We start from the raw sequence: 20,061 nt of genomic DNA on the forward strand, positions 1-20,061 counted from the left end.
GTGGTTTTGTTAATAAAATATATATCACCGATAAAGTTTTTTACTCCTATTCTTATAGGACTTTCCTTATATAACTTTCAAACTTGCGCTGAAAGTAAAAATACGACTAATATTAGCGCCATTATTTCTAAGAAAGAATTTCTATCTTATAAAGATGTTGGTGAGTTTATCGATAACGCACCCAAAGTAACCATTGAAGTTCCTGCTGAAGAAAGTGATATTAAAGAGTATGGTGCGGGCGTAGTTAAAACAATAACGGGCTCTGACTGCGATAGAGACGGCACCATGGATGATAATCAAAAGTGTAATGCGGTATACCTTAAGTTATGGTTAAAATATCAACGCTAGACATTTAATTAAAACGGTCAATTAACAATACATATTTATACACCATGTTCTTTTTGAAGCGTTTTTGTGATCATAAATTCAAAAAAACTTGCAGAAAAGGCTTTAAACTCTTTACTAATTTTTATTAACTCCTCATCTTTTACTATGTCGTCTTTTGTTTGACCTTGATTATGCAACCATTCAATGCGCTGATACCATAAGTTAGCATTGTGTTTAAAGGTAGCAAGCTCTGATTTTGTTGACGAAAAGTGACCATGTGCCGTTACAATTTTCGTTGCATCATTAGCAAGAGAAAGCGCTTTATCAAGAACGCGATTCAAACCTTTGCTTCCAGCAAAAAAAGCATGAGGGTAGGCGTTATGCATATAAGTATCCCCCATAAAAATAACATTACTCTTTTTAAAGTGAATTAAAATATCGTGACTAGAGTGAGACGGAATATGCACAAGTTCAATTTTTTCATTGCCTATATCAATTGAATACGTTTCTTGAAAAGATACAAACTGAGTTGGCTCATGTTTATCATTTTCAGCGTGCACAACAATCACGGCACCTAATTCTGTATAGAAGCTATTGGCGCCACTGTGGTCAATGTGGTTGTGGGAATTAATTACATACTTTATTGGCTTTCCGGTAATGTCAGCTACCGCCTTAGCGAATACAGCATTATTTCCTCTCCCCGCAACAGGATCAATTAACAAAGCGGACTTTTCGCCAATAAATACACCAATATTAGTATTTGAGTTTATTGACTTTAGCACAAATAAGTTCTCTGCTAGTTTTTGGCTACTAAAGTTAGAAAGGGTTTGAAAAGAATTGGCACTTAATGTGGTCGCCCAACAAAGAATAAAAGAAAAGACGAGAATATTTATTGGTTTCATAGCGTACTCCTTTACAGATTTATTCGTTACAGTATTAATCAAATATAAGTGGTTATCTTTAACATAAATGTAACAAACTTTAACCTTGTTTATAAAAAAATACCACTGACATAAAAAGACCAATAGTTACAATAAAATAGCGTAAATGAATTTGTGATAAACGATAGGCGACTGACGCCCCAATATATCCACCAATAACTGCTGCACCTCCTAATAACATAAGGTATTTTAATGATATGCTCCCCCCGATAATATACACACACACGGCAACTGCAGTTAAAATAGCTGACAATATATTTTTTAAGCCATTCATGCCATGTAAATTTGTTTGTCCAATAAAACCCAATACAGCCAAGATAATAATACCTAGACCACCATTAAAGTAGCCGCCATAAACAGAGGTACACAAGAGTATAAATGTCACGCTTGCTCTATAACTCCATGATTCCTGTGTTTGCTTGCCTGTAGTGTTATGTTCTATTGGATGAGACTTAATGAGTGATGGGCCAATGATAAAAGCAAGCGTAGCAAATAAAATCAACCAAGGTATTAGCTGTGAAAATAGTCGTTCACCCGACATTAATAATATAAGCGCACCAACAATACCTCCAGCAATTGCTAATATCGTAAGTTGAAAAAAACTAAAGTTTGCAGGTAATTCAATATCTTTTCTAAAACGCCAAGCGCTGGCAATATAGCCTGGAAGCAATGCTGCGGTTCCTGTCGCATTGGCAATCACAGGGGGTACTCCAACAAAAATTAATGCTGGTAAAGTAATAAAACTCCCCCCGCCAGCTATAGCATTGAGTAATCCGCCAATAAAACCTGCTAGCGCAATAATGAACCAGTCCATTAGTATTTCAACACCCCTTATTTTTTATTTTCACGTGTTACTAAAATATACCTAAGCAATATTAAACTTATGCTTAAAATGATAAATATTTCAGCATTTACGAGTGTTATACACAAAGGAACGCTTGTAAAGAAATGTAGGAAGTTACAATATTGAAATGATAAACACCGTTATTATTCGGACAGTTAACGGTGTTTTTTTATTTGAAATGCCCTTAACCTGATCTCAGGTTAAGGTAATTGTTTTTCGATAAATTGCGTAAATGCAACCTTAGGCACAATAGCACCTTGGTGCTGTATAACAAAACCAGCAGCTTGAGATGCTATTTTTAATGCTGAATCAATATCTTGCTTGTTGATTCTAGCACCTAAATACGCACCATTAAACGAATCTCCTGCTGACGTTGTATCAACAACATTCGTCACTGGAATTACCGAAAACTGGTATTGTTTACCTTGGTGATAACATAAAATTTCTGCCTCACCATTTTTAATAACTAGCTCTTCAAAGTTAAATTGCTGACAAAAATTGTACACCTCATCAGCCGTTTTAATACCATATAATTGTTGAAAGTCATCAACGCCAGGTAATGCTATATCTGAAAGAGAAAATGCTTTTTCAAACTGTTCTTTTGCTTGCTCTGGAGTCTCCCACATACGTGCACGATAATTTGGATCAAACACAATGCTAACGCCAGCAGATTTAAGCTGAGCTAGCATTTTCCAAAATAATGGGCGATCGCTAGCAGTAATCACAGCAAGTGAGATCCCTGAAAAAAAGAACATATCTCCTTCAGCAAGTTTCCCAATAACGTCTTGAGTGATAAATGGCATTACTTCTTTAGCAGCTGAATTTTCACGCCAATAGTTAAAAGTTCTTTCACCAGTTTCATCTGTTTCAATGGCATATAACCCTGGTATTTTATTATCAGACTGAAACACAAAGTCACAACCAATATGCTCTTCTTTTAAAAAGTTGAGCATATCAACACTAAATTTGTCGTGACCTACTGCCGAAACAAAATGAGCATTCAATGCAGGAAACGTACGTTTCAAATAGATAGCGGTATTCAACACATCACCCGCAAATGCCTGTTTTAAAATCTTTGATGATGTATCGTTTTGTGAAGAGTTAAGCGCTTTATCAACCCTTAACTCAATCATGCATTCACCGAATACATAAATATTACTCATTTATCAAACCTTATTAGCTCTAATTCAATTTATCTTTTTACCATATTTACAGTAAATATTACCACGTTACTTTTTAGCTTTTAATGGTTCTATTTTTGGAATAAGCACCCAAACAGATAGCATAGCAATAACAGCTAATGAAGCACCGATAACAAAAGCAGGTGTGTAGTTACCATCAGCCGTTAAATAAGGTACCAAGGCAGTTAACCCTAATGCGCCCAGTTTAGCCGCCATACCAGCAAAACCTGATAATGTACCAACTGCTTTTTTGCCATATAAATCGCTAGGTAATGTTTGCACATTGCCAATAGCCGTTTGAAAACCAAATAAGATTACTGCCATAATAATAACTGCGGTAGTTGGACCGCCAGGGTTAGCCATTGCCAATAAAGCCGGTAACATAATTAAGCAACCCAGAGTAATCGTCAGCTTACGCGTTTTATCCGTATTCCAGCCTGATTTAATCCGGTTCTGTGCAAGCAAGCCACCAAACCAAGCACCAAACATAGCGCCAACATATGGCACCCAACCATAGATACCAATTGATTTAACATCCATAGCATACACTTCGTTTAGGTAAATAGGGATCCAGAAAACAAATAACCACCAAATAGGATCTATTGCTGCCGAGGCAATAATAACCCCCCAGCTTTGCTTACGAGACAATAGCTCCCCCGTTGATGGGTTATATTCATCATCATCACATAGATCTGTCGAATCAGTCGTTCTTTGACCTGTTAAAATATATTCACGCTCTTCATCAGTGATCCAAGGGTGTGTTTTCGGTGGCGCTTTAACCAAAATTATCCACGGAATAAGCCATAACAAACCCACTAAACCGATAACAACAAAAACCATTTGCCAGCTAAAGAATACGGTTAAGTATGCAATCAAAGGAATTGCAACAATACCACCAATAGCAGCGCCAGAGTTAAAAATACCTTGAGCTAATGCACGTTCTTTAGTTGGAAACCAGTCTGCATTACTTTTAGCAGCGCCTGGCCAATTCCCCGCTTCAGCCACACCTAAAATAGCACGAAAAATACTAAAACTAAGCACGCCTTGTGCAAGTGCATGGGCAGCAGTAGCGAGCGACCAAATACCAATTGATAAAACAAAACCTAAACGTGTTCCAACCCAATCAAATATTTTTCCAAATATAGCTTGACCAAAAGCGTAAGAGAGGATGAATACAATAGAAATATTGGCATAGATTTGTTTACGCTCTAATGCAGATTTATCTGGAAATAACTCTTCAACAATGTCAGGCCAAAGCACACTAAGCGCAGATCGATCTATATAGTTAATCACGGTTGCTATTGCAATTAATGCAATAACCCACCAACGTAGATTTTTTACTTTCATGTTATTTCCCTACTGGCTTGCTGTTGAGTTTTTCAAGATCAAGATTCTCGAATGTGCCCGGCGGTACAAAATCTTCGCGCGGAGGACTAAAAGTATCAATTAAAATACCACCGGTTGTACAAGTAGCACCATGATCGGCAAAAGGAGGGATCAAACAGCTGTCACCAGCCTTCATCACCGTTGTAACACCATTAATATTAAAGTGAAATTCACCTTCAACTACGTAAGTGACTTGAGAATGTCTATGGGAATGATTATAGCCAATGGCTCCTTTTTCAAACCAAATTTTTACAGCCATTAACTCATGGTTAAAACCTAACATTTGACGTTTTAAGCCACCACCTATATCTTCAATTTCTGTTTCATTACCAAATAAAAAATGTTCACTTTGACTCATGACTTACCCTTACTCTGTATTCTTAAAAAATTAAATGTCGAACAATTTAAAACGGCCATCAAATTGATATGTAGAGCCATTAAACGAAAATCTATTTACATGCTTATCTTTAATATTTTGCTGAGCGTTATACGCTAATATATATCGCTTGTTATTCGTTAAAGTAATTTCTATTACATCAATATTTTCAATTTTTTGATGAGAAAGTTTATTAACTTTACTGACGGCTTCCAGTGTAAATTCTTTTGATGGATTGTATTCACCGTGAGGCTCTATAAGGCTAACGAATGTATGATTTTTCGCATTAGCTTTACGGTTTATAAACGCATTTTCATTACGTAAATTAAACAATGGATCATTTGCACCTATTTGGCTAAAAATAATTGATGTGTCGCCATCCATAATAGAAGAACTGGTATAAAAGCGACCATTATCATTTAACCAGGTAATTTGTGATAAACCCGCTTTAGGTTTTGCCTGCGCTTTTAACCATAAATGTTGATAGCCATTATCTTTACCTAGTACAGGTAAATTAGTTAACTGAGTATCTAATTCAAAATTCGTACTAATTAAATGTCCTTTATAATGCACAGGTAAGTCATATTGATGTTTATTCTTTGATTGAACATCAAAAACATCAACAACAAAAGACAACTCTGGCGCTTCATTATTTTTAGTAGGAAGGTTAATTAATGCCATAGTACGCTTTAAAGAAACACCTTTATAGGCAGTATCAATTTTGGCAGAGCTCATCACAACATGGTCATTTTTATCAAAAAATAATAACTCTGGATGATTAGCGTTTCCTTTTTTTACATTAGCATTAAAGTGTGAGGTTTCATCCACAACAACCGTATTATGTGCAACAGTTTGCTTAGCCCAACTTTTATTTTCAGGCAAATAGCGCCCACCAAACTTTGCTTCAACATTCAAGAATCGAGCAGCACCGTAGTCTGAAACAATTTCTTCGCCCCGATCGTAAAGCTGCCAAGTTAATTTATCAAAATGACCATGACCTAAGCCTTGCGCTGCAGGCTTGAATAATACGGCTTGCTCACCATTTACATTTTGACGCATTATAACTAATGCACCTTGTTTACCGTCATTCCCATCACCAAAGGCAACTGATTTAAACTGATAAGGCTGTGTTAGTTTATTATCTAGTGCTTGAGCAACTTTTAATCCGTCACCGGTAAGCAAGATTTGATTTTGCTGTTTCGCAATATCAAGTAACCCAGCGTCATTTGTTAAACCATAGGCAACAGCCACACCATTGACGAGTTCAATGGTATCAATACCTTTACTTTTAATAGCATCATTAATTGGGAAGAACAGCTTGTTATAGCTTAATTGTATGGTGGTATCGATTGCTTTTAAAACAATACCATCTCGATATTCAAAAATTTTTCTTTCTGGTTGATTAGTTTGAATGGCTTTTGCAAAAACCACAAAAGGCATTAACGCATAACGTTGATAATAAGGGCCTTCATTGTAATAACCTTGAGGTGAAAACAGTTCATCAAGTTGCTTTAAAAAACCACCTTTTCCTGACTTGTCTAAGCCATATAAGGCTTGTTCAACCCATTCTAATTCACCGAGTACATAACCTGTCATACCAACAGCCGCAGTAGTCCAAGTACCGTGATTATGAACTTTATTAAACGTTTCAGGTGAGTCTACTGATAAAAATTTTGCAATAGGTCGGAACAAACCTTCCTCTATCGTTGTTTTTTCCCCTGCGCTTAATGATGGTAAAATTAAGTCATAAGCTTGGCTGGTGTAAACTAACCAAACAGCCTCGTTCAGACTTTGCCAAAAAAGCTTGCCCGGGTTTTGTTTACCAATTTTTCTTTTAGGGTGAGGCGGCAAAGTAGGGTACAACTGTGCGTATTCAAGTAGCATATCACGCACATAGTTTGCATAACGTTTATCTTGAGTTATTTGATAAACAATGCCCGCATCATACATCAATTGATAATTCTTTTTATGGCGTTCATGTGTATAACCACCGCCACCATCTTTAGGTACAGGCACATCTACTGGTAATAATATTTGTTCATCCAGCATAGCCTTTTGTGCTAAATAAGCCTGCTGGAATAATCCATTACTTTCTACCGCTGCGCGCATAGACGTCACATCATCACTAGTAATATCTAAATTGGGATGCTGAGCAAAAACGTGGTGACTTGATAAGCCTAAACACACTAATAAAAATGCATTGCGTATTTTTTTTGTCACACTTTTCATAATAAAAATAAACAAAGTAAATTCCTTAATTCGGTTATTTCGAGTGATACTGATTATTACTAATATCAGCGGTATGAGGCCCTATCGCCTTAAGTTCTACAGCCGTTGGTTTATCAGTATTAATAAATTTATTGGCATTGATATGAGTAATTGGTTCACCCACAGTATGCTCAACTCGAATAATATTACTTGCTTCAAAAGTATTATTTTTAATGTTACTCACCTGAGTTCCATGAATAAAAACACTAGCACCAGCTTTATTTCGATTACCATTACCCACATTCGCTAATGTGTTATTTATCATCGATAAATGTGGTCCAAATGTGCTTTCATCGGTACCACCGCGATAAAGTTTAACTAAGGCTCCTTCAACATTTTCAAATGAATTATCGATTAATGTGACATATTCTGCGTTATAGATACCTAAATCTTCAATCTCCTTATCTAAACGTAAAATATCTCCGGTGATCGTTGTAAATTTATTGTTGATTAACCGTATATCATCAGCAAATGCACCTTTGCCTGAATCGAAAAAATGAAATGAATGATTAATGTCTAACCCTTGCACTACACTGTTTTTCATTACAAAGCGGTAATTATCGATCATGCCCCATTTTTGAGTACGTATTAGGCTATTCCCATGAGAGTCAGGGCTTTGACTGCCATCTAATAATAAACCTTCAAGTGCTAAACTACCGCCGTTAGCAATTTCAAATAATGACGTGCGTTGAAAGCTAATTTTAGCTGAACCTTGGTTTTTTGCTTTAATAGTTAAGGTTTTATCAATAGAAATAAGTTTGCTTACTTGATAATGACCATCATTTAACACAATAACATCGCCATCATTAGCCTGTTTTATCGCTGTAAAAAGAGTACCTTCCTTGGCGTCGATAATATGTATTGCACCAGATGAAAATTCAGTAGTGGTCGCGCGTTTGGCATACCAACTTGGACCTGTTTTATCTTTACTAATAGGTGTAAGAGAGCGACTTACACCATATTTTTCTTGTTCTTTCTTAGTAGGGTATAATAAACCATTTTCAGCGCGTTTAACTTCTATATTTTGTTGAGCTATACCTGCAGCTAACTCTCCAACAACTTGAGTGTTAGCAATATTGTTAGTGACCTTAATACCACTAACATCATCAAATAATGTAAAAGGTTGTTGTTTGTTGTCGTTAACAATTATATTGCCTTTCATTTGACTATTGATAGGTATAGCGCTTCGCTCTTCATCACTACCAGCAGCTAATTGTATATGCGATACATTATATAAGCTGTTATTTTCGATAATCGCATCATCAACTTGGTGGTAACGATTAATTGACGAATTAGGCACACCATTCATCACGGTAAAGCCACTGCCAAATCGGTATCCCGTTAAGCCTTCCATATAATTGTTAGTGATACGTTGATGCTTATTAATAACGCGGATCCCACCGGTGTGGTCAACACCATTGCCAAAAAACACATTATCTTTCACAACATTATGATTACCATGTCTCAGTGTTAATGTTCCGCGAGATTCAAAAAACACGTTATTCATGATGTTATTTCTGCCTGACTTGACCGAAATAATTTCCACTTCGCCATCACAGCGATCAAAGTAATTATTTTCTACACGAGTGAAAGAGTCAGTTAATGAATAATGACTCGTGCCAATACGTAAGGTTTCACCACCATTTGAACCAAATACCGGACGAGGACCAAAATAGTTATGATCAATTAAGTGATGATTATTTTGACTTTCTTTGCTGTCTAATCGCACCGCCATCGTCACGCCTTTATTACGTTTCCCAACTAAATAGCTATGATCAAAACGGTTATGCTGACCATATAAAGCCACCCAGTAATCAGACTCTTGTTTGTCTGGGTTATTAAAATTATCAATAACAACTTCAGACACTCGCGAATGAAACGCTAAATTTTTCTTGTTTTGGCGAAAAGATATAACAGCACTACTTGGGCTATAGCCATTTTTAAATACCAAGCCCGATACAATTAAATGCTTACCGGCTAAACGTAAGTTTGACTGACCAGAAAGTATGACTTTCCCTTTAGTTTGTGCTGTTAACGTGATTGGAGCTGTTTGAGTACCTTCAGCTTTAAATAAAATTTCAAAATCTTGCCATACGCCGTTGGCAAGTACGATTTGATCACCAGGCTGAACCTGTTTCATAGCCTCTTTATAGGCTTTTGGGGAATCAACTAACCATTCTTTGGCAACAGTATTGTTGCAAACTAAAAGTGTTAAGAGCAACAGCGTTGTACTAATTCGTTGAGTGAGTTCTTTAATTTGATACATAATAAACTTCTTTAAAATTTGATAGACACAAACGGGATTTTCTTTACATCTGTATTAGAAAATCCAAGGAAATCGCCAAAATTTTCTGCAGGAATGGCATCAAAAATAAGTAGCAGTGTACTTATGTTCATCCAATGAGTTTATTGTTAAACCGCGTACTTCGCGAATTTCAACCACTTCATTTTTACTGCTTTTGACTGATAATTTACTCATCTGTACTTCAAATGCATGTGCAGGTATAGTTGCCATAACAGCAAATGCCGAACCAAGCACAATAGCCTTTGATGACGAATTACACGTCATATTTATAGCGCTATTAAGTTTACTTAATCTCACAGTATCTCCCCCAAGATTGTTTTATATGTTTACCGAACTGAATATATAAATTTTATTGTACGGTACTTGACTCAAATTTAACCAATTGTTATTACCGATGTCAACCGTTTTGTTTTACCAATTGTTTGTATGGATGTTTTAATCTTCATTACCAATGGTTTGACATAAATAGTTTTTGTGATAATAATGTGGATATTAAGTAAGCATTTAAACAGTTAATAGAGTAGGCCTTTTAGAATTTATTTTGCCTTGATTGGTATTACTCGTTATTATAGCTACGTTACCAATATAGGCTCTATCCAAGGAAAAATCATGAGTAATCGCCGATTGTTTTGGCAAATAGTCGAAAAAATTGAATCGTCAATAAATCGTGCTGAATATCCAGCAGGTAGTCGCTTGCCCCCTGAACGTGAATTAGCTGAAAAACTTAACGTAAGTCGCCCAACTATCCGTGAAGCAATTATCGCGCTTGAAGTGCGTGGAAGGGTTGAAGTTAAAACAGGCTCAGGTGTTTATGTTTTAGAATCAAAAAATAATAATTCATCATCAACTCAGGTTAATGCCTTTGAAGTTACGCAAGCTAGAGCGTTAATTGAAGGCGAAGTTGCTGCAATGGCTGCAACGACAATAACAGATGATGAGTTAGCACAGCTAAAACAAACTCTTATTGCGATGGAAAATAATACGCATATTGAAAAAGCCGACAAAGAATTTCACCAAATTATAGCCAATGCAACACGCAACAGTGCCATGATTCTATCAGTAGAAAATTTATGGGCTCTCAGATCTTCGACTTCTGAGATCATTAATGATTATGCTAATGTTTGTAATAAAGACAACGCACAAACTATTGCAGAGCATAGTGCCATTTATGAAGCATTAAAGTCGAAAGACTCTACTCAAGCAAGAATTGCAATGCATCAACATTTTAATCGCTTAATTAATACGCTTTTTGATGCGGCAGAAGCTAGAGCTCTTGAAGAAATTCGTCGTAACAATAGTGAAAAACGCGGTTTGTACTCTTTAGAGAACATCTTAAAAACCAGTGCGTCTAATTAAGCTAAAGTCATTTATGTAAAGTTGAATGTTTTTGAGCATCCAACTTTACATAGCTCAATATATAAACTATTTATCAATTCCTCTTATTAATTCAAGCATTACCTTATTAGCACCTAGTTTTTAGCTGGAACTATATACCTCACTGTTCTTTCTCAGCTCTGGCATCCTTGATAATTGCTCCTTACATCATTCTATTTACGTGCATCCATGCTCTAATACTTCGCTCTAACTCGTATTATTAAAGTAAGTCCATTAATGGTCAACATCGTCGCTCCTTGCCATCCATGGCATCGCGCCATACCGTTCTTCCTGAACATAAAAAAGCCTCTCAAGTGAGAGGCTAATTATAAATTCCCGTCAGAGAATTCTTTCTAACTCATACAGCGTGTATTTTGTCTTTATTTACTTCGTTAATTTAAGGAAGTAGTCAAAAATTTCTGGAACGTTACCTTGGCCCATGCCTGCATCTACAGCAGCTTGAAGGTTTGCTGATGTACCTTCTGCGATTTGAGCACGTGTATTAAGGTCTTTAACCATCTCAAGAAAATAACCTAGATCTTTATTTGCATTACCAATTGAGAAACCTAAATCACTAACACCATCTACCGCATAATTTTTACAGAATTGCATAAACGGCGAATTTGATGGACCTGTCGACATAATATTGAAAAGTTGTTGACGATCTACTCCAGCAAGCTCGGCAACAGCAAAAGCTTGTGACATAGCAGTTACTGTAGTCATACCCATAAAGTTATTAATTAACTTAGTTGTGTGACCTGCACCTAATGCACCAAGATAGAATACATTTTCGCCTTGTAATTCAAGAATAGGTTTAACTTTCTCAAAAGTAGCCTGATCACCAGATGCCATAATATTAAGTAAACCATCTTTTGCGTGAGCTGGGGTACGACCTAATGGAGCATCAATCATTCCTGCACCTTTTTTGGCGAGATCTGCTCCAATTTTTCGTGTAGAAGCAGGAATTGATGTACCAAAATCAATTAATACAGCACCTTCTTTTATGCCCGCTAAAATACCATCTTCAGCATAAACTAATTTTTCAACAATAGTAGAAGTAGTAAGGCACAGCATCACAATATCGCTTGCAGCAGCAAGCTCTTTTGCCGAAGTCGCTTCAGTAGCGCCGCGAGCAACAACAGCTGCAACAGCATCTTTGTTTAGGTCCATTACAATTGGCTCAAAGCCTTTCTTTTGTATGTTTTCAACCATGTTACTACCCATAAGGCCAAGGCCGATGAAACCTATAGTAGGTTTTGTCATATCTAACTCCTAAATATTATTGCTGTATATTTATCTGAAAAATAAAAAATCACCTATGGCTCAGATTAATGCCTGACATCAGTAACTCATTACACTACGTTTTTTGTAAACCAACTTAGTTAAAAAGCCCCGAACAACTAGCGACATACGTCTGCTTCTTCTGTAGAAGAATTTACCTGTTAATAGAACAGGCATTTACCAATAACTAATAAAATATTACTTATATTCTTATATGCTTTGTACAAGCAGGTTATCACCTAACCAACCTGTCTAACAAAATGTTAAATAAGTAACAACCAATTGTCAACCAATTATTTAATATTGGTATTACAATAATAAGTTGCAGTGAGATGTAAACGTGATAATGAAGATAATTGAGACAATAAAACTCCTTAATAAAAATATTTTTTATTAATTAAAACAATATGTAAGATGTGTTTTTAAGAAATTTTATGGCGTACTAAATAAGGGAAAAACACATTTATTTAAATTTTCTCTTTTTAAAAGGTTTTGTTTTTTCAGGATTTAATTGGTTGTAGGTTTTAATTTTTTGGTTTTTACCAAAAAGAATACGTATTTGATAATAAGACTCTCTAAACAATGCCATGCCTGGTGAAGAAAACCAACTTTTGTTATAAAGCTTTTTACACCCAGCAATACTGTCAGGCGACTGACTAATCAACGACGTAATTAATGATTGTGCAACCTGTTCAGGCTTTTCATCAACATGACTCACTAAACCTAAGGTATAAGCTTCCATCCCTGAAATTATTTTAGCCGTCATCGCTAACTCTTTTACTGTAGCTAGATTAAGTTTTTCTCTAAAGGCCAATGTTCCTCCCATATCAGGGATCAAACCCCAACGACCTTCCATAATAGAAAACTCCGCATTAGGTTGTGCAATAGCAAAATCAGCCCCCATCGCTATTTGTAAACCTCCACCCCAGCATTTGCCTTTAATGACAGCTATTACGGGTACAGGTAGTTCTCTCCACCCTGTTGAAACTCGTTGAGCTAAATTAGCTTGCCAAGGGAAAAACTTAAATAACAAACGCATTGCATGAAGAGGAGACGAGAACACAGACTTTACATCTAAACCAGAGCAAAAATTCTCACCCTCGGCTGTTAATACAACTGCACGTATATCCCTATTCTTTTTAAGTTGTTTAATTGTTTTATTAATAGCAACAAACATTGCCATATCTATTGCATTCAACTTTTCAGGGCGTGCTAACTTTACATAAGCAATATTATTTTCTATTAATAGTTTAACTCTGTTATCCATATTACATATACCAAGTGGTTAGACCAGAAGACAAGTTAACTAAAAATTGATTAAAATGATAGTTTAGTCTCATATCTAATGGCAAAAATCAGTTCTAAATATTAGACTACAAACCAGACTATCCATTAAACACACATTTACATAGAGGTCATTATGATTAAAAGAGTTCCAAAAGTTACTTTTAAAACCCGTGTTCGCAATGAAGCCCTAGGTGGATCTAATCCATTTGAGTGGAAAGACTTAACCACTGATGAAATCTTTGCCAACAAAAACGTTATTGTTTTTTCTTTACCTGGTGCATTTACACCTACCTGCTCTACATCTCATTTACCAAGATATGAAGAGTTATATGAAGAATTCACGAAATTAGGTGTTGATAAAATCGTGTGTATCTCAGTAAATGATGCATTCGTTATGTATCAATGGGGTAAAAGCCAGAATGCACAGAATGTATTCTTACTACCTGATGGTAATGGCGAATTTACACGTAAAATGGGCATGTTAGTGGATAAATCAAACTTAGGTTTTGGTATGCGTAGCTGGCGCTACTCTATGTATGTTGAAGATGGTGAAGTTAAACAAGCATTCTTAGAAGAGGGCTTTGAAGATAATTGTCCTACAGATCCATTCGATTCTTCTGATGCAGATACTATGTTAGCTTACCTTAAAAATAAATAATTCCCTCCCAGCGTTTAATGATTAATTGAACGCTGTTTTTTCCTTTTAGCTATCACGCTGATTTTGTTGCATTTACAACCGAATAAATATTAACATTTTCTTTACTTATTTTTTATAGTTTAAAGTATTCTGCCTACTTTTATTGCAGCGAAAAAATAAAATATTAAAAATCGGGGAACTACACATGGCAAAGTTTATTTATATCCTGCTATTTTCATCAATAGCATTTTCGTCTATAGCGCAAGATAATCAATTAACATCGGCAGAAAAATCTGAAGGGTGGCAATTGCTATTTAATGGCAAAGATATGTCTCAATGGCGAAATTTTAAAGCATCAAGCATCAATGAAAAATGGGTGATTAAAAACAATGCTATGTATCTTTCAGCGAAAGGTGGCGGCGATTTAATGACAAAAAAAGCATTTAAAAACTTTGAACTCACACTTGATTGGCAAATATCAATCGGTGGCAATAGTGGTATTTTTATTCTTGCCGATGAACTAGGCGAAAAAATTTACTCTCATGCAATAGAAGTGCAAATATTAGATAACGAAAGGCACAGTGACAATAAATACAAAACCCATCTTTCTGGCTCAGTTTATGACTTAATTGGGTCGCCTGCTGCTTCACATAAAATTGCAGGGGAATGGAACAATGTCAGAATATTATTAAAAAACAAGGCACTAAAAGTATGGCAAAACGATGTATTAACTGCCGACATCCATATTCATAGTGATTCATGGAATGACCTTGTTTCAGCAAGTAAATTTAAAAATTGGTCTGGCTTTGCCAAAGCTGAATTAGGGCATATTGGCCTGCAAGACCATGACGACCCTGTGGCATTTAAAAATATAAAAATTAGAGAAATTAACTAAGGCCCAGTTGCTTCACTTAGCAAACAAAAACATAAAATTTACTTAAGCCTTAATTGACTGGGCGTAAGCCCAGTCCAGCGTTTAACCGCTCGACGAAAGTTTGGAATATCATTAAACTTCATTTTCATCGCGCTTTCTTCATTATTCAATCCTTGAAGTTGTAACCAATAAACCGCTTGTTGTTTTCTTAATTGATCTTGTAGCTCTTGGAAGCTACAACCATGTTGTTTTAATTTTCGTTTAAATGTTGCAGGGCTCAAAGCAAATAACTTAGCTGTTTCCTGTAAGGTATGAGAGTACTTGTGCCTTAAACAAAAGCATACAGCTTCTAAAAAACCTTGTTGTGGCCCAAGCTTAAGTTGATGAATAGCATGAGTTTTCAAACTATTACTATGATAGGGAAAGGGTTCTTTTAACCACTTTTTATCAAAACTAATACTCAATATAGGTTGAGAAAAACAAATGCGTTGCCCTAAATTCTCTTCATACTCTTGAATATAACTTGGGCAAGGATATGGAAAGTTGAAATGAAAAGGAATGCGTTTACCAAAAATTAATTTACTCGCTGACACTAAAGCGGTGCTGTAAGCCTCAATTAAAAACTTAAATTGTTCCCCACACCCTAACGCGTCATTAAGAATTAAGTGACACTTATTATTATCCTGATAAATATGACCATAAATAAACGGGCAAATTTTAAGATGAAATAGGCTCAGTAATTTTAATGCTTCACCGAGATTTCTACTATGTTGAACTGCATTCGAAATAGCTCCGTAATTACTAGGAAAAATTCGTCTACCTAACTGAAATGCACAGTCATAACCGGGCATTAACTGCTGTGCTTGATTAACTAACTTTAATAATTGCTGAGCAGTTAATGTGGCAGTTCCTGACTTTATATCTTCATAAAAAATACCTGTGCTACGCAATAGCTTATGACGATCAACACCATGGGAAATAGCTAAATCAATAAGACTTGCCGCTAGCTGATGCGCTGGAAAAAATTTTTCATCACAACATAGATATTGGCGAAGCATAAGCCTTATTTAACCTTCTTTGCACAAGTCGAGCTGTCGATTAACTCGGCCAATAATACTGTCAACTTTATCTCCAGATTGAGCAATATCTGCGGCAAACGTTAGCGTATGATAAACCGCGTTCCCTTTACTCTTTGTTTTGAATGCTAAATGCTTTACTGCCGCACGAATTTGCTCTGCAATTTCATTCGCTAATTCAAGATCTGTGTCGAGTAATAATAAAATAAAACGGTCTCCTGCATATCGACATGCAAGATCAGATTGACGTAAGTTCATAAGAATTAATTCAGATATTTCTCTAAGTAACCGGTCGCCTTCACTCACGCCATACAAACGATTAAATAAATCAAAATCATCCATATCTAACATCACAATAGAAAAATTCGCAGTTTCTGGCGATTTAAGTAAGTTGGCTATTTGTCCACGCATATAATCAGCACGATAAAGTTTAGTAATAAAATCAACTTGATCATGTTCACGCAAACTCACTTCACGACGTTGTAGTTGAGTGTTTAAAATCAACTGTTCCTGATGCCATAGGTATAAGCCCCAAGTCATTACCACCATACCCATTAATGCGGGTATAGACTCAATCATACTTAACCAAGCACTCGCGTCGGCATAGTGAACAAATTCATCGAACATATCTAACAAGGCAGAAAACATATAACAACTTAAGCCAAGCGTAAGTAAACGAGTAACACGACCTGGCGGACGGCTCACTAGTAAGAAAAATACCCAAACTAAGGTTAAAACCGCAATACCACCTTCGCCAACCACATCCAGCCAAGAAATGTCGGCCCACGCTTTTAAGTCTCCCAAACCAAAACTTAATGAAAAGGCAATACTGACCACACCAAATACTATCGAGATCAAATGGTTGTGTTGTGCTAACAAAGAAAAATTCATAACAATTACTGTTTCGAAAAAGTTGATGATATATCAAGCAACTTATTGTCAAAGGGTCATTTTGGCTCAGTGATATGACAATAAAATGAATTTATCGCTAATTAAACGGCTAAAAAAGTAAAATACCAGCTATTTTTACTGACCGTCTTGGGGGTCAAATTAGCTCAATCGACACAAAATTTTAGTTATATGTATGCAATTAAGTTCAATTTGGGTGGCTACAAAATTCGCTGTCATAAAAGAGTCATTTTCTCCTCTTAGTCTTGCCACAACTTTATTATTTAAGATGAGAAACGGACAATGAAAATGGTTAAAAATAAACTTGCACTTGCATGCCTTGTTGGTTCTATCAGTTACCCTTTATTCGCTCAAGAACAAGGTAGTGTTCAGGGGCAACTGAGTAACAAAAGCCATAATAGCTACTTTTCAGGCGCACAAATTCAAATTAAAGAACTAGGTATCACTACAACGTCAAAACGTAATGGTACATTTAGGTTCAATAATGTTCCTGAAGGTCGTTATACCTTAATAGTGCAATACTTAGGTGCACCAACAGTTGAAAAAACAATAGAAGTAAAGCCCGGCCAAACATTAGAACAAGCTATTATTTTAAGTACACAACAAGACTCAATGGAAAATATTGTTGTGTATGGTCAACGTTCTGGACAAGCAAGTGCCATTAACCAACAACGAACGTCAGACAGCATAAAGTCAATTGTATCTGCCGACGCTATCGGCCAATTTCCTGATCAAAATGCTGCCGAAGCGTTACAACGCTTACCTGGCCTTTCAATAGAGCGAGACCAAGGTGAAGGGCGTTTTGTCGGTATTAGAGGTATAGATCCAAACCTAAATAACGTTACTATTAATGGCTTAAACGTACCGTCTCCTGAAGGCGGTGTACGTTCGGTAGCGCTTGACGTGTTGCCATCTGAATTAATCCAAGGTTTAGCTGTATCAAAATCAGTTACCTCAGACATGGATGCCGATGCAATAGGTGGCTCTATTGAAGTGATAAGTTTAAGTGCATTTGATAAAAAAGAAACCAGTGCAAGCCTCACAGTACAAGCGAGTCAAAATCAACTACGAGATGAAACAAGTCCTAAAATTTCAGGTAGCTATAGCCAACTTATTACAGACACTGTTGGTGTAGCAGCAGCGCTTTCATATTACGATCGTGATTTTGGTTCTGACAATATAGAATCAAATGGCGATGATGAAATAGAACAGCGCTTTTATAGCATTAATCGTGAACGTATCGGTGGCGCTGTGAATATTGACATACGCCCTAACTTCAATAATCAGTACTACATTCGTAGCCTATATAGCAAATTCTTAGATGATGAGTTTCGTCAAGCCAATACCTTTACTTTCGATGGTGACGATTCTGAAATAGAACGCGGTAGTAAAGATCGAGCAGAAAGCCAAACCATATTGTCGATTACCGCAGGCGGCGAGCATCAATTAAAAGACTGGTTAATTGAATATCAATTAGGCTATTCAAAAGCTAATGAAGATGAACCCAACTCCCTTTATTACACCTTTGTAGGTGAAGAAATGGCAATAAGCTCTGATATGCAAGGTCAAATACCAAGCATAGTTCAAGACAGTAATGCCATGGACTTAGCAAGCTACGAATTAGATGAAATTAGTTTTGAAGATAATTTCTCCGAAGATATAGAAACCAGTGTTAAAGCCGACTTTACTCGCTTTACTTATTGGAATGGCAATGCGGTTGAACTTAAGTTTGGTGGTAAATACCGAGCTCGTGAAAAACAATCTGACGCCAGTATTTTTATTTATGACGGCGACTTTGATGGTATTGACCCCACAATGTTTGCTACCTCAACCCCAGATTGGAGTTTAGGTGATTTTGGTCCAGGGTTAAATCGTAGCGAAATGCGTAGTCATTTTAATCAACATCGTAATACCTTAGAGCTAGCAGAATTAGATTCAGAGTTAGAATCAAACGGCGCCTCTTATACTAATAACGAAGACATTTTAGCCTTGTACTTTATGACTAAAATTGAAATAGACCAACTAAGAATTGTTGCCGGTTTACGTTATGAAGACACCTCTTTTGATACTACAGGTATGCGCGTTGAGCTTATCGAAAACGAGCAAACAGATATTGAAGAAGTGGTAAACACCAACTGGACAGGTAAAAAAGATTATAACTACTTATTACCTAGCCTTAATGTTCGTTACCAATTCAACGAGCAACTTATTGGCCGTTTTGCTTACACTCAAACCATTTCTCGTCCTAAATTTGAAGATGCCGCTGCGTTCCAAATTGTAGAGTCGAAAACAGAAGAAGATGACGGCGAATTTATCACTGAACGTCAAGCTGAAGTAGGTAACCCGAACCTTAATCCTTATGAAGCTGATAATATTGATTTTTCTTTAGAATATTACCCAGGTGACATTGGTGTGTTATCTGCCGGATATTTCCACAAAGATATAGATAACTTCGTCATTATTGCTGATGTAGCCGGCACAGAAAGCTGGAATGGTTTTGAAGAAGTAATGCAACCTATTAATGGTGAGTCAGCAAGTGTTAGCGGTTTCGAATTTTCATGGGTTAAAGCTTTTGACAACGGATTTTTAATCTCAAGCAACGCAACATTGTCTGATTCAGATGCCACCACCATGTTAGATGGTGAACAATTTAAAACAAGCTTACCAAATCAGTCTGACAAAATAGGTAACGTTACCCTAGGTTATGAAAGCGAAGCACTGAGCTTACGCTTAACACTTTCTTATAAAAGTAAAAACTTAGAAGAAATTGACGGTGACTTAATCCGTATGGAAGATGCACATCAACAAGTTGATTTTATGGGTAAATATTTCTTAAACCCAAATATGTATGTCTACTTGAATGCCATCAATCTTAATGATGAACCTTATTATCATTACTTTGACCAACCTAATAACAACGCTCAGTACGAAAAATATGGCCGTACAGTAGAGTTAGGATTTAATTGGAAGCTTTAGAAAAGTAAACAACTATAAA

16 protein-coding genes and 1 pseudogene are annotated in these 20,061 nt (G+C 36.2%); 5 read left to right on the forward strand and 12 right to left on the reverse strand.

Going from position 1 to position 20,061, the window contains the following annotated elements; translation table 11 throughout:
* The first annotated feature begins 6 nt into the window (after positions 1 to 6).
* On the forward strand, positions 7 to 348 hold the full coding sequence (locus IE155_RS13335; RefSeq protein ID WP_189378744.1) for a hypothetical protein: 342 nt from the start codon (positions 7 to 9) through the stop codon (positions 346 to 348).
* Positions 349 to 383: 35 nt separating this feature from the next.
* On the opposite strand, the gene IE155_RS13340 is transcribed toward IE155_RS13335, so the two are convergent.
* The 8 genes from IE155_RS13340 to IE155_RS13375 form a co-directional block, all read right to left on the reverse strand.
* The gene (locus tag IE155_RS13340; RefSeq protein WP_189378745.1) at positions 384 to 1,229 is read right to left on the reverse strand and encodes an MBL fold metallo-hydrolase; all 846 of its coding nucleotides are present in this window, start codon (positions 1,227 to 1,229) and stop codon (positions 384 to 386) included.
* 79 nt (positions 1,230 to 1,308) lie between these two features.
* Positions 1,309 to 2,082, reverse strand: a complete 774-nt coding sequence (locus IE155_RS13345; RefSeq protein ID WP_189378746.1) for a sulfite exporter TauE/SafE family protein — start codon at positions 2,080 to 2,082, stop codon at positions 1,309 to 1,311.
* Positions 2,083 to 2,312: 230 nt separating this feature from the next.
* Positions 2,313 to 3,275 (reverse strand): sugar kinase, encoded by a 963-nt coding sequence (locus IE155_RS13350; RefSeq protein ID WP_189378747.1) that lies wholly within the window; start codon positions 3,273 to 3,275, stop codon positions 2,313 to 2,315.
* Positions 3,276 to 3,341: 66 nt separating this feature from the next.
* Positions 3,342 to 4,640 (reverse strand): MFS transporter, encoded by a 1,299-nt coding sequence (locus tag IE155_RS13355; RefSeq protein WP_189378748.1) that lies wholly within the window; start codon positions 4,638 to 4,640, stop codon positions 3,342 to 3,344.
* Between the two features lies 1 nt (position 4,641).
* Positions 4,642 to 5,037: a cupin domain-containing protein gene (locus tag IE155_RS13360; RefSeq protein ID WP_229817310.1), complete on the reverse strand. Its 396-nt coding sequence runs from the start codon at positions 5,035 to 5,037 to the stop codon at positions 4,642 to 4,644.
* A 30-nt stretch (positions 5,038 to 5,067) separates the two neighbouring features.
* A complete protein-coding gene (locus tag IE155_RS13365; protein WP_189378848.1) occupies positions 5,068 to 7,284 on the reverse strand; it encodes a heparinase II/III domain-containing protein in 2,217 nt (738 codons plus the stop codon).
* Between the two features lie 34 nt (positions 7,285 to 7,318).
* Complete coding sequence (locus tag IE155_RS13370) at positions 7,319 to 9,589, reverse strand: polysaccharide lyase 6 family protein (protein WP_189378749.1); 2,271 nt, start codon at positions 9,587 to 9,589, stop codon at positions 7,319 to 7,321.
* Between the two features lie 99 nt (positions 9,590 to 9,688).
* Positions 9,689 to 9,925: a hypothetical protein gene (locus IE155_RS13375; protein ID WP_189378750.1), complete on the reverse strand. Its 237-nt coding sequence runs from the start codon at positions 9,923 to 9,925 to the stop codon at positions 9,689 to 9,691.
* Between the two features lie 312 nt (positions 9,926 to 10,237).
* On the opposite strand from IE155_RS13375, the gene IE155_RS13380 reads away from it, so the two are divergent.
* A complete protein-coding gene (locus tag IE155_RS13380; RefSeq protein WP_189378751.1) occupies positions 10,238 to 10,984 on the forward strand; it encodes a FadR/GntR family transcriptional regulator in 747 nt (248 codons plus the stop codon).
* Between the two features lie 402 nt (positions 10,985 to 11,386).
* Here the strand turns inward: IE155_RS13380 and IE155_RS13385 are convergent, their stop codons facing one another.
* Both IE155_RS13385 and IE155_RS13390 read right to left on the reverse strand, forming a co-directional pair.
* A complete protein-coding gene (locus tag IE155_RS13385) occupies positions 11,387 to 12,265 on the reverse strand; it encodes an NAD(P)-dependent oxidoreductase (protein ID WP_189378752.1) in 879 nt (292 codons plus the stop codon).
* Positions 12,266 to 12,746: 481 nt separating this feature from the next.
* Positions 12,747 to 13,550 carry a crotonase/enoyl-CoA hydratase family protein gene (locus IE155_RS13390; RefSeq protein WP_189378753.1) on the reverse strand — a complete coding sequence of 268 codons (804 nt, stop codon included), beginning with the start codon at positions 13,548 to 13,550 and terminating at the stop codon, positions 12,747 to 12,749.
* Between the two features lie 153 nt (positions 13,551 to 13,703).
* Here IE155_RS13390 and IE155_RS13395 point away from each other — a divergent pair.
* Positions 13,704 to 14,216, forward strand: a pseudogene (locus IE155_RS13395) (peroxiredoxin); the annotation flags it as partial.
* Positions 14,217 to 14,412: 196 nt separating this feature from the next.
* Entirely contained in the window at positions 14,413 to 15,102 is a 690-nt protein-coding gene (locus IE155_RS13400; protein ID WP_189378755.1) for a 3-keto-disaccharide hydrolase, read from the forward strand.
* A 38-nt stretch (positions 15,103 to 15,140) separates the two neighbouring features.
* Here the strand turns inward: IE155_RS13400 and IE155_RS13405 are convergent, their stop codons facing one another.
* Together IE155_RS13405 and IE155_RS13410 are read right to left on the reverse strand one after the other, a co-directional pair.
* Positions 15,141 to 16,139 (reverse strand): AraC family transcriptional regulator, encoded by a 999-nt coding sequence (locus IE155_RS13405; RefSeq protein WP_189378756.1) that lies wholly within the window; start codon positions 16,137 to 16,139, stop codon positions 15,141 to 15,143.
* Positions 16,140 to 16,148: 9 nt separating this feature from the next.
* Complete coding sequence (locus IE155_RS13410; protein WP_189378757.1) at positions 16,149 to 17,048, reverse strand: GGDEF domain-containing protein; 900 nt, start codon at positions 17,046 to 17,048, stop codon at positions 16,149 to 16,151.
* Between the two features lie 300 nt (positions 17,049 to 17,348).
* Here IE155_RS13410 and IE155_RS13415 point away from each other — a divergent pair, with 300 nt between their 5' ends.
* The gene (locus tag IE155_RS13415) at positions 17,349 to 20,042 is read left to right on the forward strand and encodes a TonB-dependent receptor (RefSeq protein WP_189378758.1); all 2,694 of its coding nucleotides are present in this window, start codon (positions 17,349 to 17,351) and stop codon (positions 20,040 to 20,042) included.
* Positions 20,043 to 20,061: the final 19 nt, after the last annotated feature.

Source organism: Thalassotalea profundi (assembly GCF_014653195.1).
GTDB classification, from domain to species: domain Bacteria; phylum Pseudomonadota; class Gammaproteobacteria; order Enterobacterales; family Alteromonadaceae; genus Thalassotalea_B; species Thalassotalea_B profundi.